Origin of the sequence: Streptomyces sp. NPDC002032 (assembly GCF_042890765.1) — a bacterium.
In the GTDB taxonomy this organism is placed as follows: domain Bacteria; phylum Actinomycetota; class Actinomycetes; order Streptomycetales; family Streptomycetaceae; genus Streptomyces.
The window spans coordinates 241,342-268,196 of the sequence record NZ_JBIASM010000007.1; the positions used below are offsets into that span (position 1 = coordinate 241,342).

Annotated in this window: 24 protein-coding genes and 1 tRNA gene; 9 read left to right on the forward strand and 16 right to left on the reverse strand. The window is 71.9% G+C overall.

Going from position 1 to position 26,855, the window contains the following annotated elements; genetic code table 11:
- Nucleotides 1–37 precede the first annotated feature (37 nt).
- From ACFYYT_RS19030 to ACFYYT_RS19040, 3 genes are all read right to left on the reverse strand, one after another.
- Nucleotides 38–289, reverse strand: a complete 252-nt coding sequence (locus ACFYYT_RS19030) for an EF-hand domain-containing protein (protein ID WP_351825872.1) — start codon at nucleotides 287–289, stop codon at nucleotides 38–40.
- Nucleotides 290–317: 28 nt separating this feature from the next.
- Nucleotides 318–1,094, reverse strand: coding sequence for a helix-turn-helix domain-containing protein (locus ACFYYT_RS19035; RefSeq protein ID WP_351825873.1), 777 nt, complete (start codon nucleotides 1,092–1,094; stop codon nucleotides 318–320).
- An 84-nt stretch (nucleotides 1,095–1,178) separates the two neighbouring features.
- A tRNA-Leu gene (locus ACFYYT_RS19040) sits at nucleotides 1,179–1,261 on the reverse strand.
- Between the two features lie 93 nt (nucleotides 1,262–1,354).
- On the opposite strand from ACFYYT_RS19040, the gene ACFYYT_RS19045 reads away from it, so the two are divergent.
- Nucleotides 1,355–2,005, forward strand: a complete 651-nt coding sequence (locus ACFYYT_RS19045; protein WP_351825874.1) for a response regulator — start codon at nucleotides 1,355–1,357, stop codon at nucleotides 2,003–2,005.
- Nucleotides 2,006–2,076: 71 nt separating this feature from the next.
- Here ACFYYT_RS19045 and ACFYYT_RS19050 read toward each other — a convergent pair whose 3' ends face one another.
- The 9 genes from ACFYYT_RS19050 to ACFYYT_RS19090 form a co-directional block, all read right to left on the reverse strand.
- Complete coding sequence (locus tag ACFYYT_RS19050) at nucleotides 2,077–2,793, reverse strand: ABC transporter ATP-binding protein (RefSeq protein WP_351825875.1); 717 nt, start codon at nucleotides 2,791–2,793, stop codon at nucleotides 2,077–2,079.
- Nucleotides 2,790–3,674 carry an ABC transporter ATP-binding protein gene (locus ACFYYT_RS19055; protein ID WP_351825876.1) on the reverse strand — a complete coding sequence of 295 codons (885 nt, stop codon included), beginning with the start codon at nucleotides 3,672–3,674 and terminating at the stop codon, nucleotides 2,790–2,792. Before ACFYYT_RS19055 ends, ACFYYT_RS19050 begins: the two co-directional genes overlap by 4 nt.
- 3 nt (nucleotides 3,675–3,677) lie before the next feature.
- A complete protein-coding gene (locus ACFYYT_RS19060; RefSeq protein ID WP_351825877.1) occupies nucleotides 3,678–5,510 on the reverse strand; it encodes a branched-chain amino acid ABC transporter permease in 1,833 nt (610 codons plus the stop codon).
- On the reverse strand, nucleotides 5,507–6,436 hold the full coding sequence (locus tag ACFYYT_RS19065; protein WP_351825878.1) for a branched-chain amino acid ABC transporter permease: 930 nt from the start codon (nucleotides 6,434–6,436) through the stop codon (nucleotides 5,507–5,509). The genes ACFYYT_RS19060 and ACFYYT_RS19065 overlap by 4 nt, the downstream gene beginning before the upstream one ends.
- Before the next feature lie 120 nt (nucleotides 6,437–6,556).
- Nucleotides 6,557–7,786 carry a branched-chain amino acid ABC transporter substrate-binding protein gene (locus tag ACFYYT_RS19070; RefSeq protein ID WP_351825879.1) on the reverse strand — a complete coding sequence of 410 codons (1,230 nt, stop codon included), beginning with the start codon at nucleotides 7,784–7,786 and terminating at the stop codon, nucleotides 6,557–6,559.
- 300 nt (nucleotides 7,787–8,086) lie between these two features.
- The gene (locus ACFYYT_RS19075) at nucleotides 8,087–8,410 is read right to left on the reverse strand and encodes a hypothetical protein (protein ID WP_351825880.1); all 324 of its coding nucleotides are present in this window, start codon (nucleotides 8,408–8,410) and stop codon (nucleotides 8,087–8,089) included.
- 308 nt (nucleotides 8,411–8,718) lie between these two features.
- The gene (locus ACFYYT_RS19080; RefSeq protein WP_351825881.1) at nucleotides 8,719–9,123 is read right to left on the reverse strand and encodes a hypothetical protein; all 405 of its coding nucleotides are present in this window, start codon (nucleotides 9,121–9,123) and stop codon (nucleotides 8,719–8,721) included.
- 56 nt (nucleotides 9,124–9,179) lie between these two features.
- Nucleotides 9,180–9,650, reverse strand: coding sequence for a hotdog fold thioesterase (locus ACFYYT_RS19085; protein WP_351825882.1), 471 nt, complete (start codon nucleotides 9,648–9,650; stop codon nucleotides 9,180–9,182).
- Nucleotides 9,651–9,705: 55 nt separating this feature from the next.
- Complete coding sequence (locus ACFYYT_RS19090) at nucleotides 9,706–11,976, reverse strand: FdhF/YdeP family oxidoreductase (protein WP_351825883.1); 2,271 nt, start codon at nucleotides 11,974–11,976, stop codon at nucleotides 9,706–9,708.
- A gap of 186 nt (nucleotides 11,977–12,162) precedes the next feature.
- Here ACFYYT_RS19090 and polA point away from each other — a divergent pair, with 186 nt between their 5' ends.
- On the forward strand, nucleotides 12,163–14,883 hold the full coding sequence (polA, locus tag ACFYYT_RS19095) for a DNA polymerase I (protein WP_351825884.1): 2,721 nt from the start codon (nucleotides 12,163–12,165) through the stop codon (nucleotides 14,881–14,883).
- Between the two features lie 41 nt (nucleotides 14,884–14,924).
- Here the strand turns inward: polA and ACFYYT_RS19100 are convergent, their stop codons facing one another.
- Nucleotides 14,925–15,809, reverse strand: coding sequence for a DUF4184 family protein (locus tag ACFYYT_RS19100; RefSeq protein ID WP_351825885.1), 885 nt, complete (start codon nucleotides 15,807–15,809; stop codon nucleotides 14,925–14,927).
- Nucleotides 15,810–15,953: 144 nt separating this feature from the next.
- Here ACFYYT_RS19100 and ACFYYT_RS19105 point away from each other — a divergent pair, with 144 nt between their 5' ends.
- From ACFYYT_RS19105 to ACFYYT_RS19115, 3 genes are all read left to right on the forward strand, one after another.
- Nucleotides 15,954–17,276, forward strand: a complete 1,323-nt coding sequence (locus ACFYYT_RS19105) for a lytic transglycosylase domain-containing protein (RefSeq protein ID WP_351825886.1) — start codon at nucleotides 15,954–15,956, stop codon at nucleotides 17,274–17,276.
- A gap of 173 nt (nucleotides 17,277–17,449) precedes the next feature.
- A complete protein-coding gene (locus tag ACFYYT_RS19110; RefSeq protein ID WP_351825887.1) occupies nucleotides 17,450–17,590 on the forward strand; it encodes an SPW_0924 family protein in 141 nt (46 codons plus the stop codon).
- Nucleotides 17,591–17,602: 12 nt separating this feature from the next.
- A complete protein-coding gene (locus ACFYYT_RS19115) occupies nucleotides 17,603–18,586 on the forward strand; it encodes a DUF3068 domain-containing protein (RefSeq protein WP_351825888.1) in 984 nt (327 codons plus the stop codon).
- On the opposite strand, the gene hrpB is transcribed toward ACFYYT_RS19115, so the two are convergent.
- Nucleotides 18,576–21,125: an ATP-dependent helicase HrpB gene (gene hrpB / locus ACFYYT_RS19120; RefSeq protein ID WP_351825899.1), complete on the reverse strand. Its 2,550-nt coding sequence runs from the start codon at nucleotides 21,123–21,125 to the stop codon at nucleotides 18,576–18,578. The two genes, ACFYYT_RS19115 and hrpB, sit on opposite strands and share 11 nt — an antisense overlap.
- A gap of 100 nt (nucleotides 21,126–21,225) precedes the next feature.
- Nucleotides 21,226–22,074, reverse strand: coding sequence for a class I SAM-dependent methyltransferase (locus ACFYYT_RS19125; RefSeq protein ID WP_351825889.1), 849 nt, complete (start codon nucleotides 22,072–22,074; stop codon nucleotides 21,226–21,228).
- A gap of 341 nt (nucleotides 22,075–22,415) precedes the next feature.
- Between ACFYYT_RS19125 and rpsA the strand changes: the two genes are divergently transcribed.
- The 4 genes from rpsA to ACFYYT_RS19145 all read left to right on the forward strand — a co-directional run bounded on the left by rpsA (nucleotide 22,416) and on the right by ACFYYT_RS19145 (nucleotide 26,273).
- Complete coding sequence (rpsA, locus tag ACFYYT_RS19130) at nucleotides 22,416–23,936, forward strand: 30S ribosomal protein S1 (RefSeq protein ID WP_351825890.1); 1,521 nt, start codon at nucleotides 22,416–22,418, stop codon at nucleotides 23,934–23,936.
- Nucleotides 23,937–24,152: 216 nt separating this feature from the next.
- Entirely contained in the window at nucleotides 24,153–25,091 is a 939-nt protein-coding gene (locus ACFYYT_RS19135) for a PAC2 family protein (protein ID WP_351825891.1), read from the forward strand.
- A 111-nt stretch (nucleotides 25,092–25,202) separates the two neighbouring features.
- Nucleotides 25,203–25,805, forward strand: a complete 603-nt coding sequence (coaE, locus tag ACFYYT_RS19140) for a dephospho-CoA kinase (protein ID WP_351825892.1) — start codon at nucleotides 25,203–25,205, stop codon at nucleotides 25,803–25,805.
- 135 nt (nucleotides 25,806–25,940) lie between these two features.
- Nucleotides 25,941–26,273 carry a tetratricopeptide repeat protein gene (locus tag ACFYYT_RS19145; protein ID WP_351825900.1) on the forward strand — a complete coding sequence of 111 codons (333 nt, stop codon included), beginning with the start codon at nucleotides 25,941–25,943 and terminating at the stop codon, nucleotides 26,271–26,273.
- A 1-nt stretch (nucleotide 26,274) separates the two neighbouring features.
- Here ACFYYT_RS19145 and ACFYYT_RS19150 read toward each other — a convergent pair whose 3' ends face one another.
- Nucleotides 26,275–26,538 (reverse strand): DUF6343 family protein, encoded by a 264-nt coding sequence (locus ACFYYT_RS19150; protein ID WP_351825901.1) that lies wholly within the window; start codon nucleotides 26,536–26,538, stop codon nucleotides 26,275–26,277.
- Nucleotides 26,539–26,855 lie beyond the last annotated feature (317 nt).

Sequence of the window (26,855 nt, forward strand, 5' to 3'; positions counted from 1 at the left end):
CCCCACCGGCCAGGTGACACCCCCGCCACCCGGGGTGTCACCAGCCGAACCGCCGGTCCACCACCGCCGCGAACTCCTCGAACGACAACACCGCGTCCCCGTTCGCATCCGCCGCGTCGAACAACGCCGACGACGCGTCCGCGTCCCCCACCCCCCAGAACGGCAGATCCCCCCGCGCCGCCAACGTCGGCCCCTTGCTCCGCAACGCCGAGATCACCTCCGCGCGGGTCAGCTCACCGTCCTGGTTCAGATCCAGCGCGTCGAACAGCTTCCGTGCCTTATCGCTCATGCCCCCGACTCTAGGCGAGCCGCCGGGATCAGTACTTCGGCCCGATGTGGGCGTCCATGAGCGCGACGGAGTCCTTGCGGGCGACGGACACGTTGTACCCCTTTCCGTGCCGGGTGCAGTTCGTCCAGGCGACGCCGAGCCGGTCTAGGGTGCCCGTGAACAGTGCCCTGATGTCATCGGACACATTGGTGAACCAGTAGCGGGGGTACTCGTAACGCTTGCCCTTCCGCACCGTCCAGTTCGTGATCCGGCAGCCGTCCGAGTGGATCAACCCCCGGACGAAGTTCCAAGGGTGCTGATCGACGATCTCCTGCTGCCAGGGGGCGAGAGCTATGAGCCGTTCGTGCTTCCGGCCCGGTCCGTGCTGAGGGAACAAGCAGGGCAGATGCTTCGAGTAGACCTTGATGTTGTGTGCACCCTTCACGCGGACTCGGCATGTGGCACGTCCGGGGAACACCGCCCTCAGCGCGGCTTCCGCCTCGTCCTGGATCCCAGGCCAATGGTCGTCCAGCGTGATCATGAGGGTGAGTGTCCGATGCCCGGAGTAGTGGCTGATGTGGCCGTCGCCCAGGTAGAGGCCCAGGAGGTACGCGTACGCGGCGTGGTCCAGGGGCACCCCGTCGCATCGTGGGCAGTCGTGGTAGCCCCGGCCTGGACACTCGCCGCGCTTGGCGCGGTCCATGTGCTTCCAGTAGCCGATGGTCCCCAGTGGGACGTCGAGCTTCCGGGCCACGTCCGCGTTTCTCGCGCCACCGCGCAGGAGGGAGAGGGCCGTTTGCCGTACTTCGAGACTGTGGAACTCCATGACGCAACTGTGCGTGAGGCTGCGTGGCTGTGCGTAGCAAAAAGCGAACGTTCACGCGAAGGTGAACGTCCGCTTTTCGGACAGTGCCGGGTGCGGGACTCGAACCCGCAAGCCCTCACGGGCAGATGTGTTTGAGACATCCGTGTATGCCATTCCACCAACCCGGCCGGGCTGCACGTCGGAGTGTACCGGGTGACCATGTGGCGGCGCTGCTAGGTAGGCTCATCCAAGCAGCACCGCCCCGCAAAGAGGAGCCCCCCGTGACCGCCGAGCACGAGTCGACGCCCACGCCCGACGCCGACCAGTCGCACGTTCCGCCGCTGACGACCCGGGTCGTCATCGCCGAGGACGAGGCGCTCATCCGTCTGGATCTGAAAGAGATGCTGGAGGAGGAGGGCTACTCCGTCGTCGGGGAGGCCGGGGACGGGCAGACGGCCATCGAGCTGGCCCGTGAGCACAGGCCCGACCTGGTGATCCTCGATGTGAAGATGCCCGTCCTCGACGGGATCTCCGCCGCCGAGAAGATCGCGGAGGAGTCCATCGCCCCGGTCCTCATGCTGACCGCGTTCTCGCAGCGCGACCTCGTGGAGCGGGCCCGGGACGCCGGGGCCATGGCGTACCTGGTGAAGCCGTTCAGCAAGAGCGACGTCGTGCCGGCCATCGAGATGGCGGTGTCGCGCTTCGCGGAGCTGCGGGCGCTGGAGAGGGAGGTGGCGGATCTTTCCGCCCGTCTGGAGACCCGCAAGCTGGTGGACCGGGCCAAGAGCATCCTGCAGACCCAGTACGGGCTGACGGAGCCGGCCGCGTTCCGGTGGATCCAGAAGACGTCGATGGACCGCCGGATGTCGATGCAGCAGGTCGCCGAGGCGGTCATCGAGGACGCCGAGGAGAAGAAGAACGCCGCGAAGTAGCGGTCGTGCGCATGCGTGAGGCCCGTCTCCCCCCGAGGGGAGACGGGCCTCACGCGTACGGGGTGGCGGGGTCAGTCCTCGCCGAGGTAGGCCTTGCGGACGTCCTCGTTGACGAGGAGCTCGCGGCCCGGGCCCGACAGGACGATCTTGCCGATCTCCATGACGTGGCCCTGGTCGGCCAGGGAGAGCGCGGCCTGGGCGTTCTGCTCGACGAGCAGGATCGTGGTGCCGGCCGCCTTGAGTTCGGCGATCGTGGCCATGATCTTCTGCATCATGAGCGGGGAGAGGCCCATGGAGGGCTCGTCCAGCATGAGCAGCTTCGGGCGGCACATGAGCGCGCGGCCCATGGCGAGCATCTGCTGTTCGCCGCCGGAGAGGGTGCCCGCGGCCTGCTTGCGGCGCTCGCCCAGGATCGGGAAGAGCTCGTAGGCGCGGTTGACGTCCTGCTGGATGGCGGCCTTGTCGTTCTGGAGGTAGGCGCCGAGGAGCAGGTTGTCCTCGATGGTCATGCGGGGGAAGATGTGCCGGCCCTCGGGGGAGTGGGCGAGTCCGAGGGAGACGATGTCGTGGGCCTGGACCTTCCTGAGCGATTTGCCCTCGAACTTGATCTGGCCGCCGCGGGGCTTGATCAGTCCGGAGAGGGTGCGCAGGGTGGTGGTCTTGCCGGCGCCGTTGGTGCCGATGAGGGTGACGATCTGGCCGGCTTCGACGGTGAAGGAGATGCCCTTGACGGCTTCGATCTTGCCGTAGGCGACGCGGAGGTCCTCGACCTCGAGGAGGGCGGTCACTTGGCTTCTCCGTCCGTGCTGGTGGTGCTGTGCGCCTCCGCTGCTTCGACTTCGGCGGCTTCTTCGGCGCCGGGGGCGCCTTCGAAGGGTTCGCCGAGGTAGGCGGCGATGACGCGTTCGTCGCTCTGGACTTCGGTGGCGGTGCCTTCGATGAGCTTTTCGCCCTGGACGAGGCAGGCGACGCGGTCGCAGAGGTTGAAGATGAAGCGCATGTCGTGCTCGATGACGAGGACGGCGATGCCCTGGTCGCGGATGGCGAAGATGAGTTCTTCGGCGGCGCGGGTTTCCTGGGGGTTCATGCCGGCGGTGGGCTCGTCGAGGAGGATGAGGCCGGGGTCGCTGGCGAGGGCGCGGGCGATTTCGAGCTTGCGCTGTTCGCCGTAGGGGAGGTTGCGCGCGAGGTGGTCGGCCTTGTGGGCGAGGCCGATGAACTCCAGGAGTTCCATGGCGCGCTGGCGGCTGGCTTCTTCGGCGCGGCCGAAGCTGGGCAGGCGCAGGAGGGCGGACCAGAGGCCTTCTTTGGTGCGGGTGTGGCGTCCGACGAGGACGTTTTCCAGGACCGTCATGTTGTTGAAGAGACGGATGTTCTGGAAGGTGCGGGCGATGCCGGCCGCGGTGACCTTGTAGGACTTGGGGGGCAGGACCGTGCCCTTGTACCGGACTTCGCCCTCGGTGGGGATGTAGAGGCCGGTGAGGCAGTTGAAGAAGGTGGTCTTGCCGGCGCCGTTGGGGCCGATGAGGCCGACGATCTCGCCGCTGCGGACGGTGAGGTCGACGTTCTTGACGGCGGTGAGGCCGCCGAAGCGCATCGTGACGCCTCGGGCGTCGAGGACGGTCTCGGTGCCGGTCTCGGTGACGGTCCCGGTCGTGGTGGTGGTCATGGATCAGGCCCCTGTCTTGCCGAGGACTGTGGGTGCTTCGAGGTCCTTGTGCAGTTCGAGCTGGTTGCGCCGGTTGGGGATGAGGCCCTCGGGGCGCAGGCGCATGAGGATGACGAGCGCGATGCCGAAGACGAGGAGCTGGTACTCGCCGAGGAACTGGAGCTTGTTGGGGATCATGAAGAGGAGGGCGCCGCCGACGAGGGGGCCGGAGATGGTGCCCATGCCGCCGAGGACGACCGCGGCCAGGAGGAAGGCCGAGTTCGGGGGGACGGCGTTGGCGAAGACGTACTGGTCCGGGGTGACGGTGTAGTTCACGTGGGCCTGTACGGCTCCGGCGAGGCCGGCGAGGGTGGCGCCGAGGGCGAAGGCGATGAGCTTGACGCGGAAGCCGTTGATGCCCATGGCTTCGGCGGCGGTCTCGTCTTCGCGGATGGCGACCCAGGCGCGGCCGATGCGGGATTCGGCGCTGCGCCGGAAGACCATGATCACGATGAGGGTGACCAGGAGCATCAGCAGGAAGTAGTTGGCGAAGCGGCCGACGGTGAATCCGGCGATGGTGTGGGTGGCGCCGAAGTCGAAGCCGAAGAGGTCGACGTTGGGGACGCCGGCGATGCCGTTGGGGCCGTTGGTGAGGTCGGGGCCGGAGACGCCGTCGAGGTTGTTCATCGAGATCCGGAAGATCTCTCCGAAGCCGAGGGTGACGATGGCGAGGTAGTCGCCGCGCAGGCGCAGGGTCGGGGCGCCGATGAGGACGCCGAAGACCATGGAGGCGAGGGCTCCGAGGAGGATCGCGGCCCAGAAGGGGAAGTGCACTCCGAAGGGGGAGTTGGGGGAGCCGGAGACCAGGGCTGCGGTGTAGGCGCCGACGCCGAGGAAGGCGACGTAGCCGAGGTCGAGGAGGCCGGTGAGGCCGACGACGATGTTCAGGCCGAGGGCGACGGTGGCGAAGATGAGGATGTTGACGCCGAGGGTCGCGTACTGGTCGTCGGTCTGGGTGAGGGGGAAGGCGGCGGCCGCGACGAAGGCGCCGACGAGGGCGACGTTGCGGTGCTTGCCGGTGAGTGCGGTGAAGCGGGCGACCAGGCCGGCCTTGTTGAGGGCGGTGAAGCCGAAGGCGGCGATGATCAGGAAGCCGAGGAAGAGTTCCTGGTAGGCGGTGGTGACGCCGTAGGTGAAGATGCCGAGGGCGACGGCCAGGAGTGCGGCGATGAGCAGGATCTCGGCGTAGGCCGGGAGGGCTCGGGCCGGCTTGGGGGTGCCGCCGGCGTGGGCGGCCTTGGTGACGGCCCAGCTGTTGCCGATGTTGTGCTTGGTCTGCTCCCACCAGGTGTCTTCGGGGTCGGCCGGTTCGAGGACCGGGCGTTCGAAGGGGAGGGAGCGGGCGCCGAGGTAGGCGGCTGCGGCGGTGACGAGGGCGACGAAGGCGCCGGGTTCGAGGTTGACGAGGCCGCCGAGGGTGTTGCTGATGGCCCAGGCCGTGTAGAGCATGGTCAGCAGGGTGCCGAGGGCGGTGAGTTTGATCGCGGCGTCGGCTCCGGCGGGGGTGAGCCAGCGCAGGCCCTTGACGCCGTAGGAGGAGAGGCCGAAGAGGGTGGTGAGGGCGCCGCCGACGAGGACGAGCCACTGGAGGCCGCCGGGGTATCCGTAGACGGTGAGGTCGCCGGGGAAGGCGGAGGTCCAGGTCCAGGCGAGGAAGCAGGAGATCACGGTGAGGGCGCCGCCGGAGGTGGCGAGGGCGCGGGCCGTCGTCTCGGGGAGGGAGATCCCCGGGCGGCCGGCGAGCGTCTGCTGCGGGGCGTCCGTGGTGTCCGTGGTGGTAGTCGTCATGGTTCTCACGCCCTGTCGGCCACGCGCTCGCCCAGCAGACCCTGGGGTCGGAAGAGCAGCACGAGGATGAGGAGTACGAACGCCCAGGTGTTGCCCCAGGACTGGCCGCCGAGCTGGCTCATGCCGGGGACGTCGGCGATGTAGGCGGTGGTGAGGGTTTCGGCGAGGCCGAGGACCAGGCCGCCGATCATGGCGCCGTAGATGTTGCCGATGCCGCCGAGGACCGCGGCGGTGAAGGCCTTGAGTCCGAGGATGAAGCCCATGCGGTAGTTGACTTCGCCGTACTTGAGGCCGTAGGCGACTGCTCCGATGGCGGCGAACGCGGCGCCGAGGGCGAAGGCGACCGTGATGATGCGGTCGGTGTTGATGCCCATGAGCTTGGCGGTGTCGGGGTCCTGGGCGGTGGCCTGCATGCCGCGGCCGGTGCGGGTCTTCTTGACGAAGAAGCCGAGGATGGCCATGGAGATGGGGGCGGCGATCAGCAGGAAGACGTCACCGGTCTGGATGGTGATGCTGCCGATGTGGAAGGGGCCCCCGGGTATTTCGGGGAAGACCCGGGAGGACTTCGCGTCGGGGTACCAGGCCCATACCGCCTGCTGGAGGACGATGGAGAGGCCGATGGCGGTGATGAGCGGTGCGAGCCGGGGTGCGCTGCGCAGGGGGCGGTAGGCGAAGCGTTCGGCTCCGACGGCTATGAGGGTGGCGATGATGATCGCACCGATGATCATGAGCGGCAGGGCGAGCCACATGGTGGTGCCGCTGGGGAGCATCAGCCAGACCGTGAGGGCTCCGAACCCGCCTGTCATGAAGATCTCGCCGTGGGCGAAGTTGATGAGCTGGACAATGCCATAGACCATCGTGTAGCCGATGGCGACGAGCCCGTACATGGATCCCAGTAGCAGGCCGTTGACCAGCTGTTGCGGCAGTTCGTGCACCGCAGGTCCTCCGAGTCTTTCGACGGATGTGACACCGCGCGGGGCGCTGGATGCGCGCCCCGCGCGGCAGGTGAGGGGTGAGGGGCTAGCGGGCTAGGTGCTAGGTGCTAGCCGGGGAGGTCAGCCGCCGTAGGTGCCGGACTCGACGGACTTCCACTCGCCGCCGTCGACCTTGTAGACGGTGAGCTGCTTGTTGGTGGCGTCGCCGAACTCGTCGAAGGAGACCTTGCCGGTCACACCGTCGAAGGAGACGCCCTGGACGGCTTCGAGGACCTTGGCGCGGGCGTCGGAGGGAAGCTTGCCGTTGTTGGCGTCGACGACCTTCTTGACGGCTTCGATGACGGCCCAGGCCGAGTCGTAGGAGTAGCCGCCGTAGGCCGCGAAGGGGTCCTTGTAACCGGCCTTGGTGTAGTTGGCGACGAAGTCCTTGGCGGAGGGGAGGCTCTCGACGGGGGCGCCGACGGAGGTGGCGAAGTCGCCGGCGGCGGCGTCGCCCGCGAGCTCGACGAACTTCTTGTCGTAGATGCCGTCGCCGCCGACGAGCGGGATGTTGGCGCCGGAGGCCTTGATCTGCTTGCTGAGCGGGCCGGCCGCGGGGTACTCGCCGCCGTAGTAGACGACGTCGGCGCCGGAGCTCTTGACCTGGGTCACGATCGCCGAGAAGTCCTTGGACTCGGGGTCGATGTGGCCCTCGCCGGCGACGGCGCCGCCGAGCTTGGTGAACTCGCCCTTGAAGGTTCCGGCGAGGCCGGCGCCGTAGGTCTTCTTGTCATCGATGATGAAGACCTTCTTCTTGCCGCCCTTGTTGAAGAGGTACTGCGCCGCGAACGGGCCCTGGATGGCGTCCGTGGTGGCGGTGCGGAAGTAGCTCTTGTAGGTGCGGACCTTCTGGCCCTCGGCCCACTTGGGGCCCTGGGTCAGGGACGGGCTGGTGTTGGCCGGGGAGATCTGGGCCAGCTTGGCGTCGTCGAAGACCTTCTGCATGGACTCGGAGACCGAGGAGTTCAGCGGGCCGACGACGCCGAGGACGTCCTTGTCGGCGGTGAGCTTGGTGGCGTTCTGCTGGCCGGAGGAGGCCTGCGCCTGGTCGTCGAGGGCCTCGATCTTGAAGGTGACGCCCTTGACGTACTTCTTCTCGTTGGCCTGCTTGGCGGCGAGGTCGGCGGAGTTCTTGATGCCGAGGCCGAGGGCGGAGAGGTCGCCCGTCAGCGGGGCGTCGACGCCGATGACGACCGTGGTGTTGCCACCGTCGCCGGAGGAGCTGCCGCCGTCGCGGGAGCCGCAGGCGGTGAGAGTGAGGGCGCCCGCGGCGAGGGCGGCGGTCACGGCGATGAGCTGACGATGACGCACGATCAGTCCTTTCCTGGCGCCGCGTCCCCCCTGGGACGCGCCGAGTCGAACGCGGGGAACCGAACTGAAGTGAATCCGGCGGTCGCGGTAACTGGCCGTGACTCTAAGCGGCTCTTCGGGGGATATGGAGGGCTGAGGCCAATGATGTGACTCTCTTGTTATGCCACGGCGTAATACATAGCGGATCTCTGCGGGTGGAACGGGGGAATTCAGGCCGGTTCGTCTTGTCCGCATGGTGAGACAGGTGAGGACCGTAGGGCAGTTTGGGTCCTGTCGCGCCAGGACTCTGGGGCCTTTTGGTCATGACGAGGGTGAGGGCGCGCTGTCTCGGGTTTCGGGACAGGCCCTGGTCAGGGCGGCGGAAAGATCTCTGGCATAACGGTCACCGGGGATGTAACTGTGATCCTCTTTCTGGAAACCATTACTCAGGGTTACTTCCAGGAAAGGGAGCCCAGAATTCCGTGCTACATGCACGCAGTCTTTCGCCTGAATCGTCAGGATCAGCTCGCGGACTTCCCCCGCGCCCACCGTGACCGGCAGCGCTGGCCGGATCGTGACGCCCAGCGCGCTCGACGGCTGGCCGATGCGCTCCAGCGTGACGGCCGGACCGGAGGAGGTCCGCACACGCACAGTGAACGCGAACGCGCTCCCGGCGGGGGGCGGGTCCAGCGGATCCCCGTAGCCGAGGGAGAGGGTCTGGGAAGGGGGCGGCGGCGCGGCCGGGGGCACGGTCTCGGGCCGGGTGGCGTACCAGCGGGCGGCGCCCGCGGCCAGGACGGCCGCCGCTCCCAGGGCCAGCAGGGGCCGCCGGTGGCGGGTGGCGGCCGCGCGGATCCGTCCGGCGGCGCGGCCCGTGGGCGTACGGGGACCCGTGCGCGGGGCCTCGTGCCCGGCCGTGCCCTCTCCGGGCTCCAGCGGCCCGATGCCCCCGCTCACTGCCAGGGCCCGCCGGTCGGGGCGCCCGAGCGGTGGCGCTCGGCGCAGCGGCGTGCGCTCTCGCGTGCGGCGAGCGCGCGGGCGGCGTCGGGTCCGCGGCCCGGCTCTTGCGCGCGGGCCTCGTCGAGGACGGCGCGCAGGATCTCGTTCTGGTCGCCGGACAGGCCCATGGACTGGTAGTCGAGGCGGACGGCGTCCGCGCCCTGGCCGCCGTCGAGGATGACGCGGGCCCAGTGGGTGATCAGGGAGGTGCAGAGTTCCTGCGGGGTGGTGGTGCTGGGGGAGGGCGGGGCGTGCGGTGCGGGGGCGGCGGAGCAGCCGGGGAGGGCTGCGGCGAGGAGCGCCGCGGTCGCGAGCGTGCGCGCGGTCGTGGCGCGCGCAGGCGCCGGTCGCGATCCCATGGGGGAACGCTAGACCGGCGCCGGTGGCCGCACAACTGCTCGTATCGGCCCGCTTGTTAAGACTCCGTGTCGCGCAGCAGGCAGGTGAGGCGGGCGGTGCAGACGCGGCGGTCCTCTTCGTCGCTGATGACGATCTCGTAGGTGGCCGTGGAGCGGCCCCGGTGGACGGGGGTGGCCACGCCGGTGACCAGGCCGGAGCGGGCGCCGCGGTGGTGGGTGCAGTTCAGGTCGACGCCGACGGCGATCTTGTTGATGCCGCCGTGCATCATCGCCCCGATGGAGCCGAGGGTCTCGGCCAGCACGGCGGAGGCGCCGCCGTGGAGGAGTCCGTAGGGCTGGGTGTTGCCCTTGACGGGCATGGTGGCCACTACCCGCTCGGCGGAGGCCTCCAGGACGCGGATCTCCATGCGGGTGCCGAGGTCGCCGGCCGAGAAGAGCGCGGGCAGGTCTATGCCCAGGGCCGCGTACTCGTCGAGGACTTCCTGCGGGAACTTCACGGCGTGCTGCTCGGCGTGCTGCTCGGCCATGGGTCTGCTCCGTTCGTCAACGCTCGTTAACTCGATGTCTGTGGTGGCCGTTCTATCAGGCCTGCTCGAAGCGCACGACGACGGACTTGCTGGCGGGGGTGTTGCTGGTGTCGGCGGTGGAGTCGAGGGGGACCAGGACGTTGGTCTCCGGGTAGTAGGCGGCGGCGCAGCCCCGGGCGGTGGGGTAGTGGACGACGCGGAAGCCGGGGGCGCGGCGTTCGACGCCGTCGGTCCACTCGCTGACGAGGTCGGTGTAGGAGCCGTCGGCGAGGCCGAGCCCGGCGGCGTCCTCGGGGTGGACCATGACGACGCGGCGGCCGCCGGTGATGCCGCGGTAGCGGTCGTCGAGGCCGTAGATGGTGGTGTTGTACTGGTCGTGGCTGCGCAGGGTCTGCAGGAGCAGGCGGCCGGCGGGGACGCGGGGGTACTCGACGGGGGCGGCGGTGAAGTTGGCCTTGCCGGTCTTGGTCGGGAAGCGGCGTTCGTCGCGGGGGGCGTGGGGGAGCTGGAAGCCGCCGGGCCGCGCGACGCGGGCGTTGAAGTCCTCGAAGCCGGGGACGACGCGCGCGATGCGGTCGCGGATGGTGGCGTAGTCCGCTTCGAACGCCTCCCACGGGGTGGCGGAGGCCTTCCCGAGGACGGCGCGGGCCATGCGGGCGACGATGGCGGGCTCGGACAGCAGGTGGGGGGAGGCGGGGGCGAGGTTGCCGCGGGAGGCGTGGACCATGCCCATGGAGTCCTCGACGGTCACGAACTGCTTGCCGGAGGCCTGGACGTCCTTGTCGGTGCGGCCGAGGGTGGGCAGGATCAGGGCCCGCCGGCCGGTGACCGCGTGGGAGCGGTTGAGCTTGGTGGAGACGTGCACGGTGAGGGAGGCGCGGCGCATGGCGGCCTCGGTGACGTCGGTGTCGGGGGTGGCGCCGACGAAGTTGCCGCCCATGGCGAAGAAGACCTTGGCCTCGCCGTCGCGCAGGGCCTGGATGGCGCGGACGACGTCGAAGCCGTGGGCGCGCGGCGAGGTGATGCCGAATTCCCGGTCCAGGGCGTCGAGGAAGGCGGGGGCGGGGCGTTCGAAGATGCCCATGGTGCGGTCGCCCTGGACGTTGGAGTGGCCGCGGACGGGGCAGACGCCGGCGCCGGGGCGGCCGATGTCGCCGCGCAGCAGGAGCAGGTTGACGACCTCGCGGATGGTGGCGACGGCGTGCTTGTGCTGGGTGAGGCCCATGGCCCAGCAGACGATGGTGCGCCGGGAGGCCAGGATCATGGCCAGGGCGGCTTCGATCTCGGGGCGGGTGAGGCCGGTGGCGGTGAGGGTCTCGTCCCAGTCGGCTTCCCTGGCGGCGGCCGCGAACTCCTCGTAGCCGTGGGTGTGCTCGCGGATGAAGGCGTCGTCGGTGGCGTCGCCGGCGTCGAGGACGAGCTTGTTGAGGAGGCGGAAGAGGGCCTGGTCGCCGCCGATGCGGATCTGGAGGAAGAGGTCGGTCAGGGCGGTGCCCTTGAGCATGCCGAGGGGGCTCTGGGGGTTCTTGAAGCGTTCGGTGCCGGCCTCGGGCAGCGGGTTCACCGAGATGATCTTCGCGCCGGCGTGCTTGGCCTTCTCCAGGGCGGAGAGCATGCGCGGGTGGTTGGTGCCCGGGTTCTGCCCGGCGACGATGATCAGTTCGGCCTGGTGGAGGTCTTCGAGGGAGACGCTGCCCTTGCCGACGCCGATGGTCTCGTTGAGGGCGGAGCCCGAGGACTCGTGGCACATGTTGGAGCAGTCCGGCAGGTTGTTGGTGCCGAATTCGCGGGCGAAGAGCTGGAAGAGGAACGCGGCCTCGTTGCTGGTGCGGCCGGAGGTGTAGAAGACGGCCTCGTCGGGGGAGGACAGGGCGCGCAGCTCTTCGGCGATCACCGCGAAGGCCCGCTCCCAGCTGATCGGCTCGTAGCGGTCCGCGCCCTCGGGGAGGTAGACGGGCTCGGTGATGCGGCCCTGCTGGCCGAGCCAGTAGCCGGAGCGGGTGGCGAGGTCGGCGAGGGGGTGCTCGGCGAAGAACGCGGGGGTGACCCGGCGCAGGGTGGCTTCCTCGGCGACGGCTTTGGCGCCGTTCTCGCAGAACTCGGCCGTGTGCCGCTTCTCGCCCTCGGGCCAGGCGCAGCCGGGGCAGTCGAAGCCGTCCTTCTGGTTGACCTTGAGGAGGGTGCGCGCGGTGCGGGCGAGCCCCATCTGCTCCTGGGCGATCTTCAGGGTGTGCCCGATCGCGGGCAGACCGGCCGCCGCGTGCTGAGGGGGCGCGACCTGCGGCGCGTCCTGTACCGGATCACCTGTGGGCGGCTTGGTGGCCATGTCGCTCCCCTTTGAGCATCCTGGGCTTCGAGCATCCTGAGCTGCTTCATAGGCTGCTTCGTCGGCTGCTTCGTCGCCCCGTGCGGCTGCGGTACCGCGCGTATTCGCGTACGCGCCCGATCCTGTCACGCTCCGCCGACATCACCGAAGCCGGATTTGTCGGTGGGGGCGCCTAGGATCGGGGACGTGGCAGAGACAGCAGCGAAGAAGACCGACCAGCCGACCGCAGCGGACCGCCCCCGCCTGATGCTCATGGACGGGCACTCCCTGGCGTACCGGGCGTTCTTCGCGCTGCCCGCGGAGAACTTCACGACCGCGACCGGCCAGCCGACGAACGCCATCTACGGCTTCGCGTCGATGCTGGCGAACACGCTGCGCGACGAGGCGCCCACGCACTTCGCGGTGGCGTTCGACGTTTCGCGCAAGACGTGGCGCTCGACGGAGTTCCCCGAGTACAAGGCGAACCGCTCCAAGACCCCCGATGAGTTCAAGGGACAGGTCGAGCTGATCGGCGAGCTGCTCGACGCGATGAAGGTGCCGCGGTTCGCCGTCGACGGCTTCGAGGCCGACGACGTGATCGCGACGCTGGCCACGCAGGCCGAGGCGGCCGGTTTCGACGTGCTGATCGTCACCGGTGACCGGGACTCCTTCCAGCTGGTGTCCGAGCACACCACCGTGCTGTACCCGACCAAGGGCGTCTCCGAGCTGACCCGCTTCACCCCGGAGAAGGTCGAGGAGAAGTACGGCCTGACCCCGCAGCAGTACCCGGACTTCGCGGCGCTGCGCGGCGACCCGTCCGACAACCTGCCCGGCATCCCCGGCGTCGGCGAGAAGACCGCCGCCAAGTGGATCACCCAGTTCGGGTCGTTCAAGGAGCTGGTGGAGCGCGCCGAGGAGGTCAAGGGCAAGGCCGGGCAGAATTTCCGGGACCACCTGGAGGCCGTGAAGCTCAACCGGGTCCTGACCGAGATGGTCAAGGACGTGGAGCTGCCGAAGGCCCCCGCCGACCTGGAGCGCGCCCCCTACGACCGGTCCGCGGTCACCGGCGTGCTGGACGTGCTGGAGATCCGCAACGCCTCGCTGCGCGAGCGGCTGCTGGCCGTGGACCCGGGCACGGCCGAGGAGCCGGCCCCGGCTCCGGCGGCCGGGGTGGAGCTGGACGGCTCCGTGCTGGGCGCGGGCGAGCTGGCGCCCTGGCTGGAGGAGCACGGGCACGGCCCGCTGGGCGTCTCCACCGTCGACAGCTGGGCCCTGGGCCAGGGCAACGTCTCCGAGGTCGCGCTGGCCGCGGCCGGCGGGGCCGCCGCCTGGTTCGACCCGTCCGCCGTGGACGAGGCCGACGAGAAGGCCTTCGCCGCCTGGGCGGCCGACGCGGCGCGGCCCAAGGTCGTGCACAACGCCAAGGGCCTGATGCGGGTCTTCCCCGAGCACGGCTGGACGCTGGCCGGGGTCACCATGGACACCGCGCTCGCCGCCTACCTGGTCAAGCCGGGCCGCCGCTCCTTCGCGCTGGACGTGCTGTCCAACGAGTACCTGCACCGGGAGCTGGCGCCCGCCGCCGCCGACGGCCAGCTCGCCTTCGGCGCCGACGAGACCGCCGAGGCCGACGCCCTGATGGCGCAGGCCCGTGCCGTCCTGGACCTGGGCGAGGCCTTCACCGCCAAGCTCGACGAGGTGGGCGCCACCGGGCTCCTGCACGACATGGAGCTGCCGACCTCCGCACTGCTGGCCCGGCTGGAGCGGGCGGGCATCGCCGCCGACCGCGACCACCTGGAGGGCATGGAGCAGCAGTTCGCCGGAGCCGTGCAGCAGGCGGTGAAGGAGGCGCACGCGGCGGTCGGCCACGAGTTCAACCTCGGCTCGCCCAAGCAGCTCCAGGAGGTGTTCTTCGGTGAGCTGGACCTGCCGAAGACGAAGAAGACCAAGACCGGGTACACCACGGACGCGGACGCGCTGGCCTGGCTGGCCAAGCAGACCGACCACGAACTCCCGGTGATCATGCTGCGGCACCGGGAGCAGGCCAAACTGCGCGTCACCGTCGAGGGCCTGGTCAAGGCCATCGCCGCCGACGGCCGGGTGCACACCAGCTTCAGCCAGACCGTCGCCGCGACCGGCCGGCTGTCCTCCACCGACCCCAACCTGCAGAACGTGCCGGTGCGCACCGACGAGGGCCGCGCCATCCGCCGCGGCTTCGTCGTCGGCGAGGGCTACGAGTCCCTCATGACCGCCGACTACAGCCAGATCGAGCTCCGCGTCATGGCCCACCTCTCCGAGGACGAGGGCCTGATCGAGGCCTTCGCGACCGGCGAGGACCTGCACACCACCGTCGCCTCCCAGGTGTTCGGGGTGGAGCGCTCCCAGGTCGATGCCGAGATGCGCCGCAAGATCAAGGCCATGTCCTACGGTCTGGCGTACGGGCTGTCCGCCTTCGGGCTGGCCCAGCAGCTGAACATCGAGCCCGCCGAGGCGCGCGGTCTGATGGACACCTTCTTCGAGCGGTTCGGCGGGGTCCGCGACTACCTCCAGCGCGTGGTCGACGAGGCCCGCGCGACGGGGTACACGGCCACCGTGTTCGGGCGCCGCCGCTACCTGCCCGACCTCAACAGCGACAACCGCCAGCGCCGCGAGGCCGCCGAGCGGATGGCGCTGAACGCCCCCATCCAGGGCACCGCGGCCGACATCGTCAAGGTCGCCATGCTGCGCGTGGACAAGGCCCTCGCCGAGGGCGGGCTCACCTCGCGGATGCTGCTCCAGGTCCACGACGAAATCGTGCTGGAGATCGCGCCCGGCGAGCGCGAGCGGGTCGAGGAGCTGCTGCGCCGGGAGATGGCCGCCGCCGTCGAACTGCGGGCCCCGCTCGACGTGTCCGTGGGCGTGGGCGCGGACTGGGAGTCCGCCGCGCACTGACCCCGGTCCCCCGGTCCGTCCGCCCGGGCGCCCGTCCCCGCCTACGCGGTGGGGACGGGCGTTCGCGCGTCCCGGCCGGACTGACCGGCGGGGCCGACGGGGCCGGTGGGACCGGCGGGTCCGGGGCGGTGGCGCAGCCGCACGAGGGCCCCGTACAGCAGGAGGCCGACGGCGAGGCCGCCGCCCGCGCCGAAGCAGACGGTCGGGATGATGTCGAGCGGAGTGCGGATCCGGTCGAAGAACGTGAAGTACCGGATCACCCGCAGCGTGATGCCCGCCGCCACGCATCCCGTGACCAGCGCGGCCGCCGCCCACAGGGTGCCGCGGCCGAGCTCCGGCACCGCCGCGGGCGCCGCCGGCGGGGCCGGCGTCCGGCGCAGGGCGCTCACCACGAACCAGAGGAGCGCGCAGGCGGCGAGCGCCGAAGTGCCGTACTGGACGAAGGAGTAGAGCGGCAGGCCGAAGGCGAAGGGCTCCCCGAGCCGGGGCAGCGCCTCCGTGCCCCAGCGGTGCGGGTGCGTGAAGCCGTCCCACCCCACGTGCGTGGCCGAGCCCGCCACCGCCGACAGGTAGAACCACAGGGCGAGGGAGGCCGGCCGGCGCTCCCGCCAGTCCTCGCCGCGCACGAACGCGTACGCCCGGCCCCGCCGGGCCCGCGGCAGCAGCGCGAGGAGCGGCTCGCGCAGCAGGAGCCAGTACGCGCAGAGGGCGGCGCTCAGGGCGGCGTCCACGGTGAGCACCCCGGCGGCGGAGTGTGCGAAGTCCCCGTAGCCGAACAGGCCCTGGACGACCGCGTCCGCGAAGTAGAAGGTGTCCGGCGCGAACGAACCCACGACGAGGGCCGAGGCGACCAGCGGCCCCCGGGCGCGGCCGGTCCGGCGGATGGCCGGAAGTACGGCCGCCGCATGGCTGAGGGTGAACGGCACGGCACTTCTCCTGACTCTTCGGACCGGGACAGTATGCGTGAGCCGCGCGGGGACGTGGGGATCCGGTGAAATCCGGACCCAGGTGCGTGCCCAGTGAAGGGAGTTGACGTAGGGTCACGCGCACACCTAGGGGAGGGACCGCTCATGTCGGCACGAATAGTCGGACGCGGACTGCGCAGGGGTGCCGCCGCCGCTCTGGTCTCGGCGCTGGTCGCCGCGGCCCTGACGGCCTCGCAGGGCCCGGCCTCCGGCATCGGCGGGCGGATGTCCGCGGCCGGGGAAGACGCGCGGTCCGAGGCGGCGGGGCCCTCCGGGGGATCCGGCGGCGTCGGTGGTTCCGGGGGCGACTCCTCCTACATCACCGGACTCCCGCCGCTGCTCAGCCCGGCGCCCCCGGCCGTGCTGCTGCGGGAGGACGCAGCGCCGGCCGCGCAGCCGACGCCCGGCCCGGTCCCCGACGCGGCGGGACCTGCGGTGCCCGTGACGGTGCCGGTGGTGTGGGAGGGCGCCGACGCCCAGGGGATACCCGCGAGCGTGCTGGCGGCGTACCGGGGGGCCGAACGCAAGCTGGCGCAGACGGACCCCGGCTGCGGGCTGCGCTGGCAGCTCCTCGCGGCGATCGGCAAGGTCGAGTCCGGACAGGCGGGCGGCGGCCGGGTCGACGCGGCCGGAACCACCCTGCGGCCCATCCTGGGGCCGGTGCTCGACGGCAACGGCTTCGCGAACATCTCCGACACGGACGGCGGGGCCTACGACGGCGACGCCCGGTACGACCGGGCCGTCGGACCGATGCAGTTCATCCCCTCCACCTGGGCGGCCTGGGGCCAGGACGCCAACGGCGACGGGCGCCGCGACCCGAACAACGTCCACGACGCGGCCCTGGCGGCCGGCCGCTACCTGTGCGCGGGCAACCGTGACCTGCGGGTGGGGGCGGACCTCGACCGGGCGGTGCTCTCCTACAACCAGTCCGGGGAGTACCTGAGGACGGTCCGGGCCTGGTTCACGTACTACCTCCAGGGAGCGCACGAGGTCCCGGACACGGGCGGTACGGGCGGCGGCGGTACGGGTGCGGGTGCGGGCGCGGGCGCCGGGACGGGCGGGACGTCCACCCCGAAGCCCACCCCGAAGCCGGAGCCGAAGCCCACCCCGAAGCCGACGCCGACTCCTACGCCGACCCCCACGCCTACGCCGACGCCGACTCCTACGCCGACCCCCACCCCGACCCCCACCCCGACCCCGACCCCGACTCCTACGCCGACGCCGACCCCCACGCCGACGCCGACGCCGACGCCGACCCCGACCCCGACCCCCACGCCGACCCCGACGCCGACGCCGACCCCCACCCCGAAGCCGACGCCCACCCCGAGCCCCTCCGCGTCGGCGTCCCCCTCGGCGAAGCCCTCCGTCCCGGCGGCCACCCCCAAGGCGAGCCCCGCCCCCGCCGCCTCCGCCTCGCGGACCCCGTAGGACCCCGTAGGACCCCGCAGGACCCCGAGACCGCCGGGATCCCCAGGCCCGCTCCGCCCGCTGCCCGGGCGGGGCGGGCCTTCTCGCGGTGCAGGTCCAGACGGTTCTCATCTCGCCCCCGCGTTGCTACGGTACGCCTCCCTGACGCCCCATCAGATATCGGAGGCCCCGGCATGCGCGCACTCGTCGCCGCCGCCATCGGGCTGGCCGCCGCGCTGGCCCTCGTCCTCGCCGTCACGGCGTTCGGGGCGCCGGAGGGCACGACCTCGCCCAAGCCGCTGCTCACCACCGCGCCCGCCGCGCCCGGACAGTAGAGGAGACCGGCCGTGCGACGCAGAGCGAGCCTGGTCCTGCTAGCCCTCGCCGTGTTCTGCGCGGCCCTCGCACCACTGCTGCGCTGGTACGCGTACCCCAGGCTGGCCAAGATCCCGCCGAACCAGTACCAGGAGATGGTGCTGGAGGCCAAGGACGCGACCCTGCTCGACTACACGGGCGGCATGCAGCCCAAGAAGGTCGACAAGGTCACCATCGTCCAGACCCTCAAGGGCAACGTCGAGGCGTCCAGGGAGATCGAGGCCAGCGCCGGCAAGGACGTCGTCGTCTGGGACACGCTGTCCTACATCATCGGGCCGGACGGCAAGATGGTCTCCCGGATCCCCGAGCGCTACATCTTCGACGCGCACACCCAGGACCCGGTGCACGCCACCGGCGAGATGGTCGACGGGGACCCGGTCGAACGCCGGGGCATCGAGTTCAAGTGGCCGTTCTTCACCGAGCCGCGCGACTACCTCTACTTCGACGCCCAGACCCGCACCTCGTCGCCGATCCACTACGTCGGACCGCGCACCTACCGGGGCATGGACGTCTACTACTTCGAGCAGACCGTCCCCTGGACCAAGGTGCCCATGCCGAAGAAGATGCCGATCGAGGGCATCGACCCGGCGACGATCGAGCAGACCACCGGCACCACCCTCTGGTACACGGTGACGGCCCGGTTCTGGGTGGATCCCGTCACCGGGGCACCCGTCAACGCCGAGCAGGACATCCAGCAGGAGATGCGCGGCGGCATCGCGGCCGGCGCGCCCGACGGCAAGCTCACCGCCTTCGCCGGGCACGTCACCATGCGGCCCGACTACGCGAAGTACACCCTGGACCTGGTCTCCGCCAACCGTACGAAGGTCCTCGCACTCCACACCTACGCCCCGGCCGGCCTCGCGCTGGGCGGGCTGGCGCTGCTCGCGGCCGCCCTCTGGCTGGAGGCCCGCGGCCGCCGCGGGGAACCCCGCGGCGAGGGCGGCCTCAGCGCCTGAGGCGGGCGTTGGTGTGCCGGGTCGGCTCGGCGGTCGCCGGATCCTCGGGCCACGGGTGCCGGGGGTAGCGGCCGCGCAGCTCGGCGCGGACGGCGCGGTAGCCGCCCTGCCAGAAGGAGGCCAGGTCGGCGGTGACGGCGGCGGGCCGCCCGGCGGGGGACAGCAGGTGCACCAGCACCGGCACCCCGGCCACCCGGGGGGTCTCGGCCAGCCCGAACAGCTCCTGGAGCTTCACCGCGAGCACGGGCTGCTCGCCGGAGTAGTCGACGCGGACGCGGGAACCGCTGGGCACCTCGATCCGCTCGGGGGCGAGCTCGTCGAGCCGCCCCGCCTCGCCGGTGGCCCACGGCAGCAGCCGCTTCAGCGCCTGGCCCGCGTCGATGCGGCCCAGGTCGGCGCGGCGGCGGGCCCGCGACAGCTCGGGCTCCAGCCAGTCCCCGGCCCGCTCCAGCAGCGCGGCGTCGTCCGCCACGTCGGGCCAGGCGCCGCCCAGCGCGCGGTGCAGGAAGCCCAGCCGGGCCCGCAGCGCCAGCGCGTCCTGGGACCAGCGCAGCAGGCCGAGGCCGTCGCCGCGCAGGCCGTCGAGGAGGGCGGCCCGGACCAGGTCCGGGTCGGGGGACCTGAGCGGGCGGACGGCCAGCTCGATCGCCCCGAGCCGCTCGGCGGCGCGGGCGACGAGGTCACCGTCCTCCCAGCGCACCTCCTCGCCGGAGGTGAGCAGGTGCCGGGCCGCGGCGCGGGCGTCCGGCTCGTCGATGACGGCCGCCAGCCGTACCCGGGCGGAGGGGGAGTGCGGCCCCCGGTCGGCGACCGCGACGGCCAGCCAGGGCGCACTGCGCAGCGGCGAGGCGTCGGCGAGCTCGGCTCCCGTGCCGTTGGCCATCAGGAAGACGCCCCCGCCCTTGGCCTTCGCCACCCGCTCCGGGAAGGCGAGGGCCGCGACGAGCCCGGCGGCGGCCTGGTCGGACAGCGCGCCCTCGGCACGCGGCGCGGGCTTCCCGGCGGTGGCGGCGCGTTCCAGCCGCCCGGCCTCGGCCCGCCAGCGCGCGGCGTAGGCGTCGCCGCCCGACCGGGCCCGGCGCCAGGCGGCGGCGAGGTCGTCCCCGTACTCGCGCGGCGGCTCCTCGCTGAGCAGGGCGACGATCTCCGCCGCCCGCCGGGGCCCCAGCGCGGCGGAGCCGTCCAGCAGGGCGCGGGCCATCCGCGGGTGCAGCCCCAGCCGGGCCATCCGCTGCCCGCGCGGGGTCGGCCGCCCGGCGGCGTCCACCGCGCCGACGGCCGTCAGCACCTCCCGCGCGGCGCCCATCGCCCCGGCGGGCGGCGGGTCCGGCAGGGCCAGTCCACGGGCGTCGGGGTCGCCCCAGCAGGCGGCCTGGAGCGCGAACTGCGCCAGGTCCGCGATCCGGATCTCGGGAGCGGGGAAGGCGGGCAGCCGGGCGTCCTCCGCCTCGGCCCAGCACCGGTACACCGTCCCCGGCGCCTCCCGTCCGGCCCGGCCCGCCCGCTGGCGGCCCGCCGCGCGCGACGCCCGTACGGTCGCCAGCGCCCCCAGGCCCCGGGCGTGGTCCACCCGGGGTTCGCGCGCGAGCCCCGAGTCCACGACCACCCGTACGCCCGGCACGGTCAGGCTCGACTCCGCGACCGCCGTCGCCAGGATCACCCGGCGGTGCGGCGCGGGCGCCAGCGCCGCGTCCTGGACGGCGGCGGGCGCCCGGCCGTGCACCTGGAGGACCTCCGCGTCGACCGCCCCCAGCTGCCCGGCGACCCGGGCGATCTCGCCCACGCCGGGCAGGAAGCACAAAACGTCCCCGGAGCGTTCCGCCAGGGCCCGCCGCACCACCGAGGCCACGTGCGTCAGCTGGGCCGGATCCACCCGCATGCCGTGCGGCGGCCGCACCGGCCGGGCCGGCGGCGCCCACACGGTCTCCACCGGGTAGGAGACGGACGCGGCCTCCACCACCGGCGCCGGCGAACCGGCCCCGTCCCCGTCCCCGGCCCCGTCCCCGGCGTCGCCCAGCAGCCGGGCCCACGCGTCCGCGTCCGTCGTCGCCGAGGCCGCCACCAGACGCAGCTCCGGGCGCAGGGTCGCGCGTACGTCGAGGAGGAAGGCGGCGGCGGTGTCCGCGTCCAGGTGCCGCTCGTGGCACTCGTCCAGGACCACCACGTCCACGCCGGTCAGCTCCTGATCCCGCTGGAGCCGCTGGAGCAGCACTCCGGTGGTGACCACCTCGACCAGGGTGGCGGGCCCCACGACCCGCTCGCCGCGCACCGTGAAGCCGACCGACTCCCCGGTCCGCTCGCCCAGCAGCCACGCCATCCGCCGGGCGGCGGCCCGGGCCGCGATCCGCCGGGGCTCCGCGACGATCACCCGGCGCCGCGGCCCGCCTCCCACGAGCCCCGCCAGCACCAGGGGCACCAGCGTGGTCTTGCCGGTGCCGGGCGGCGCGCACAGCACCGCCGCGCCCCGGTCCTCCAGGGCGGCGACGAGCGCGGGCACGGCCTCCCGTACGGGCAGGGCTTCGAGGTCGGCGGTCCGCATCGGGGAGCGGGCCGCGGAGCTGGTCACGGGGCGGGTCGCGGAGCTGGTCACGGGGTTGGTCACGGGGTTGGTCACGGGGCGGTCCGGGGGGCGGGTCACGTCAGTCGCGCTCGCAGACGAAGATCGCGGTGCCGGGGATCAGGTTGCCGCGCAGCGGGGACCAGCCGCCCCACTCCTGGTGGTTCCACTCGGGCCACTCCGGCTCCACCAGGTCCAGCAGCCGGAACCCGCCCGCCACCACGTCCCGGACCCGGTCGCCGAGGGTGCGGTGGTGCTCGACGTACACGGCGTTGCCCTCCTCGTCCTGCTCGACGTACGGGGTCCGGTCGAAGTAGGAGGCGGCGACGGAGAGCCCCTCCGGTCCCGGCTCGTCGGGGAAGGCCCAGCGGAGCGGGTGCGTGACGGAGAAGACCCAGCGGCCGCCGGGGCGCAGGACGCGGCGCACCTCGCGCATGACGTTGACCGGGTCGGCGACGAAGGGCACGGCCCCGTACGCGGAGCACGCCAGGTCGAAGGAGGCGTCGCAGAAGGGCAGCCGGCCGGCGTCGGCCTCGACCAGCGGGACGTCGTCGCCGATGCGCAGGGCGTGCTGGAGCTGGCGGTGGGAGAGGTCCAGGGCCACCGGACGGGCGCCCCGGGCGGCGAGCCAGCGCGAGCACTGGGCGGCCCCGGCGCCGATCTCCAGCACGTCCTTGCCCCGGAGGGACGCGGCCGGTCCCAGCAGGCCGGCCTGCTCCTCGTCGAGGCCCTCGGGGCCCCACACGAAGCGGTCGTCGCCGAGGAAGGCGCCGTGCTCGCTCTGGTAGTCGTCGGCGTTGCGGTCCCACCAGCCGCGGCTCGCCCGGCTGCTCTCCGCTTCCCCCGCCTCACGCCGGGTGGCCTCGGCGTCGTCCCCGGCGGCGTCTTCCGCCTCGTACGCGTCTTCGGGGGCGTAGTCCTCTTGGTTCATGGGGCCCGTCGTCGTAGTCTGCGGATGGGTTCTGAACGTGCTCATCGGGGCGTCCACGCCCACGAATTGTGCCGGTTGTGCGGTGATCTGCCCGGGGTGTGCGCCTTCGCGCATTGACCCTGTCCGGCTGCCCCCGTATGCTACAAGTTGCGCTGCGAGCCTGTGCTCCTCAGACCTAGCAGGCTGCGCTTGCTTCTGTTGATGTCCCCTCGGTTTTCGAGGCCCTGCCGCTTCCGCGGATCTGGGGCTTCCTTGGCTGTCCGGCTTCGGCAGATGCCGATAAGGGCTCCCGGCGTAGCAGTACCTACGACTTTCTGTCCGTAACCGGAGCCCTTTCCCACATGACGAGCAGCACCGAGACCACCGCCACCACCCCTCCGCAGGTAGCGGTCAACGACATCGGCGACGCGGACGCGTTCCTCGCGGCCATCGACGAGACGATCAAGTACTTCAACGACGGCGACATCGTCGACGGCGTCATCGTCAAGGTGGACCGGGACGAGGTTCTCCTCGACATCGGTTACAAGACGGAGGGCGTGATCCCGAGCCGCGAGCTCTCGATCAAGCACGACGTCGACCCGAACGAGGTCGTCAAGGTCGGCGACGAGATCGAGGCCCTGGTTCTCCAGAAGGAGGACAAGGAAGGCCGTCTGATCCTGTCCAAGAAGCGCGCTCAGTACGAGCGTGCCTGGGGCACGATCGAGAAGATCAAGGAAGAAGACGGCATCGTCACCGGTACCGTCATCGAGGTCGTCAAGGGTGGTCTCATCCTCGACATCGGCCTCCGCGGCTTCCTGCCGGCCTCTCTCGTCGAGATGCGTCGCGTCCGCGACCTCCAGCCCTACGTGGGCAAGGAGCTCGAGGCGAAGATCATCGAGCTGGACAAGAACCGCAACAACGTGGTCCTGTCCCGCCGCGCCTGGCTCGAGCAGACCCAGTCCGAGGTTCGCCAGACGTTCCTCACCACCCTGCAGAAGGGTCAGGTCCGCTCCGGCGTCGTCTCCTCGATCGTCAACTTCGGTGCCTTCGTGGACCTGGGCGGCGTCGACGGTCTCGTGCACGTCTCCGAGCTCTCCTGGAAGCACATCGACCACCCGTCCGAGGTTGTCGAGGTCGGCCAGGAAGTCACCGTCGAGGTCCTCGACGTCGACATGGACCGCGAGCGCGTCTCCCTGTCGCTGAAGGCGACGCAGGAAGACCCGTGGCAGCAGTTCGCCCGGACCCACCAGATCGGCCAGGTCGTCCCGGGTAAGGTCACCAAGCTGGTTCCGTTCGGTGCGTTCGTCCGCGTGGACGAGGGCATCGAGGGTCTGGTCCACATCTCCGAGCTGGCCGAGCGCCACGTGGAGATCCCGGAGCAGGTCGTCCAGGTCAACGACGAGATCTTCGTCAAGGTCATCGACATCGACCTCGAGCGTCGCCGGATCTCGCTGTCCCTGAAGCAGGCCAACGAGTCCTTCGGCACCGACCCGGCGTCGGTCGAGTTCGACCCGACCCTGTACGGCATGGCTGCCTCGTACGACGACCAGGGCAACTACATCTACCCCGAGGGCTTCGACCCCGAGACCAACGACTGGCTCGAGGGCTTCGACACCCAGCGCGAGACGTGGGAGCGCCAGTACGCCGAGGCGCAGGTCCGCTTCGAGCAGCACCAGGCGCAGGTCATCAAGAGCCGCGAGGCCGACGAGGCCGCTGCCGCCGAGGGCGCTGCCGCCCCGGCCGCCGGTGGCAACACCGGTGGCGGCGCCAGCCTCTCCGGCGGTTCGTACTCCTCCGAGGGTGCGGACGAGACCTCCGGCGCCCTGGCGTCGGACGAGGCCCTGGCCGCGCTCCGCGAGAAGCTGGCCGGCGGCCAGAGCTGATCGCAGCGCACGGCACCGGCACCGCGCCACGGCGCGGGCTGAGCTGAGCACGACGACGAGGCCCGTCCCCTTCGGGGGGCGGGCCTCGCCGCGTTGCGGGGCGCGTGCGGCCGGCCGTCGCGGGGCTCTTCCGGTGAAAGGCGTCAACTGGGGAATGACACCGCCTCCTTGGACGTTCTCACCACAAGAACACGGCGCGAGGGAGGAGTGGTGACGGTGCTTGATCCACAGGGTCTGTACGAGTGGGACGCCAAGGGGCTGGCGGTGGCCGACCTGGCTCTCGCCCAGGACTCGGCCGGACTGGTCATGCTCTACCACTTCGAGGGGTACATCGACGCGGGCGAGGCCGGCGAGCAGATCGTCGAGCGGCTCCTGGACTCGCTGCCCCACCAGGTCGTCGCCCGGTTCGACGCGGACCGGCTCGTGGACTACCGCGCCCGGCGCCCGCTGCTGACCTTCAAGCGCGACCACTGGACGGAGTTCGAGGAGCCCGCCCTGGAGGTGCGCCTGGTCCAGGACGCCACCGGCGCGCCGTTCCTGCTGCTCTCCGGCCCCGAGCCGGACGTGGAGTGGGAGCGCTTCGCCGTCGCCGTCCGGCAGATCGTCGAGCGGCTCGGAGTGCGGCTCTCGGTCAACTTCCACGGCATCCCCATGGGTGTCCCGCACACCCGCCCCGTCGGCATCACCCCGCACGGCAACCGCACCGACCTGATGCCCGGCCACCGCAGTCCCTTCGACGAGGCCCAGGTCCCCGGCAGCGCCGAATCGCTCGTCGAGTTCCGCCTCGGCCAGGCCGGGCACGACGTGCTGGGCGTCGCCGCGCACGTACCGCACTACGTCGCCCGCTCCGCGTACCCGGACGCCGCGCTCACCGCGCTGGAGGCGATCACCGCCGCGACCGGGCTGGTCCTGCCGGCCGTCGCGCACGCCCTGCGCACCGAGGCGCACCGCACGCAGACCGAGATCGACCGCCAGATCCGGGAGGGCGACGAGGAGCTCGTCAGCCTGGTCCAGGGGCTGGAGCACCAGTACGACGCCGCCGCCGGGGCCGAGAGCCGGGGCAACATGATCGCCGAGCCCGCCGAGATCCCGTCGGCGGATGAGATCGGCCGCGAGTTCGAGCGCTTCCTGGCGGAGCGCGAGGGCGAGGGATAGGGACGGGGAGGGGCGCGGAAGGGCACGGAGCCCGGAAGTCAGGCTCCGGGGCCGACGGCCTGGTGCGGGGGGCCTGGATGCGGCGGGCCGGCGGGGCCTAGGGTGCACAGCATGCTGAAAGTGGGCCTGACAGGCGGAATCGGTGCCGGCAAGAGCGAGGTCTCGCGGCTGCTGGCGGGGTACGGGGCGGTCGTCGTGGACGCCGACCGCATCGCGCGGGAGGTCGTCGAACCCGGAACCCCGGGGCTCGCGGCCGTGGTGGAGGCCTTCGGAGAGGGCGTACTGACCGCGGGCGGCGCCCTGGACCGGCCGAAGCTCGGGGCGGTCGTGTTCGCCGATCCGGAGCGGCTCAAGACCCTGAACGCGATCGTGCACCCGCTGGTCGGAGCCCGCTCCGCCGAGCTGGAACGGGCCGCGGGACCGGACGCGATCGTGGTGCACGACGTACCGCTGCTCGCGGAGAACGGCCTCGCACCGCTCTACGACCTCGTCGTGGTCGTGGACGCCGCGCCCGCGACGCAACTGGCCCGGCTGACCGCACTGCGCGGCATGACCGAGGACGAGGCCAAGGCCCGGATGGCCGCGCAGGCCACCCGGGAGCAGCGGCTCGCGGTGGCCACGCTGGTCATCGACAACGACGGGCCGCTGGAGGCCCTGGAGCCCCAGGTGCGCGCGGTGTGGCAGGAACTCACGGCGCGCGCGGCGGCGGAATAGCCCCGGCGGCGGGGGGCGTTGAACGCGCCCGTAGAGGGAAGGAAAGACACCGTGTCCGACACCACGCCCCCGCCGCAGCCAGAGCAACCGGAGGACCGGCCGTCCCCGGGTGCCGTCAGTCCCGAGACGCACGTCATCGACTACCGGGCCGCCGAGCAGCTGCTCGCCGCCCGGGACCCGCGCGGGGCGCTCCGGCTCCTCGACTCCGTGATAGCCGCCCACCCCGAGAACACCGCGGCCCGGCTGCTGCGTGCCCGGGCCTTCTTCGCGTCGGCCCAGCTGCGCCGGGCGGAGCGGGAGTTCGGGGTGGTGCTGGAACGGGAGCCGGACAACGCCTTCGCCCACTTCGCGCTCGCCCGCACCCACGAGCGGTCCGGGCGGCCCGATCAGGCGCGGCGCCACTTCCGGCTCGCGGCCGCCCTCGACCCGCAGCCCGAGTACCTGGCCGCGGCCCGCTTCGAGGAGTGAGTCAGCGGCCCCGGCGGGGCGGCTCGTACGGCGGCACGTCCCGGCCCGGCTGGTAGTGCGGGCCCTGACGCATGTGCCGGACCACGACCGCCAGGTCCACCCCGGCCAGCACCACGAGCGCCGCACAGGCCGCAGCCCACCCGGGACGGCCGGCCAGCACGAACGCGACCGCCCCGGCGGCGCCCCAGAGCACCCCCCACAGACTCAGCCAGAACCGCAGCCGCAGCGGACTGCGGGCGGTCACGGGCTCGTTTCCGGTACGCATGGACATCGCCTCCCATCCATGGTCCCACCGTCGCGGCGGCAGTGGCCGGGGCCGCATGACGGGACGGGCCGTACGACGGGACGGGCCGCGTACGGATGCGCCGGCGAGCAGGGCCGCCGACTGCGCCAGCCCCACTGCCGGCCCGGCATCCGTGCAGGTCAGCGGGGGTTGTCGGTGGGCCCGCCTAGACTCGACGCCAGTGGTACCGCCATGACCGGGCGGAGCCGGAGACGTCAGGGAGGGGGAGCGCCGTGAGCTCGTCGCAGCCGTACGGGCAGGGGCCGGCGCCGGGCCCCGGGCAGCAGGCGGCGCAGCCG

Coding starts and splice junctions, on each gene's coding strand:
- ACFYYT_RS19105 (WP_351825886.1), top strand. CDS start 15,954: ATGTCGGCACGAATAGTCGGACGCGGACTGCGCAGGGGTGCCGCCGCC.
- ACFYYT_RS19030 (WP_351825872.1), bottom strand. CDS start 289: ATGAGCGATAAGGCACGGAAGCTGTTCGACGCGCTGGATCTGAACCAG.
- rpsA (WP_351825890.1), top strand. CDS start 22,416: ATGACGAGCAGCACCGAGACCACCGCCACCACCCCTCCGCAGGTAGCG.
- ACFYYT_RS19090 (WP_351825883.1), bottom strand. CDS start 11,976: ATGGCCACCAAGCCGCCCACAGGTGATCCGGTACAGGACGCGCCGCAG.
- ACFYYT_RS19055 (WP_351825876.1), bottom strand. CDS start 3,674: ATGACCACCACCACGACCGGGACCGTCACCGAGACCGGCACCGAGACC.
- ACFYYT_RS19080 (WP_351825881.1), bottom strand. CDS start 9,123: ATGGGATCGCGACCGGCGCCTGCGCGCGCCACGACCGCGCGCACGCTC.
- ACFYYT_RS19150 (WP_351825901.1), bottom strand. CDS start 26,538: ATGCGTACCGGAAACGAGCCCGTGACCGCCCGCAGTCCGCTGCGGCTG.
- coaE (WP_351825892.1), top strand. CDS start 25,203: ATGCTGAAAGTGGGCCTGACAGGCGGAATCGGTGCCGGCAAGAGCGAG.
- ACFYYT_RS19085 (WP_351825882.1), bottom strand. CDS start 9,650: ATGGCCGAGCAGCACGCCGAGCAGCACGCCGTGAAGTTCCCGCAGGAA.
- hrpB (WP_351825899.1), bottom strand. CDS start 21,125: ATGCGGACCGCCGACCTCGAAGCCCTGCCCGTACGGGAGGCCGTGCCC.
- ACFYYT_RS19110 (WP_351825887.1), top strand. CDS start 17,450: ATGCGCGCACTCGTCGCCGCCGCCATCGGGCTGGCCGCCGCGCTGGCC.
- ACFYYT_RS19035 (WP_351825873.1), bottom strand. CDS start 1,094: ATGGAGTTCCACAGTCTCGAAGTACGGCAAACGGCCCTCTCCCTCCTG.
- ACFYYT_RS19125 (WP_351825889.1), bottom strand. CDS start 22,074: ATGAACCAAGAGGACTACGCCCCCGAAGACGCGTACGAGGCGGAAGAC.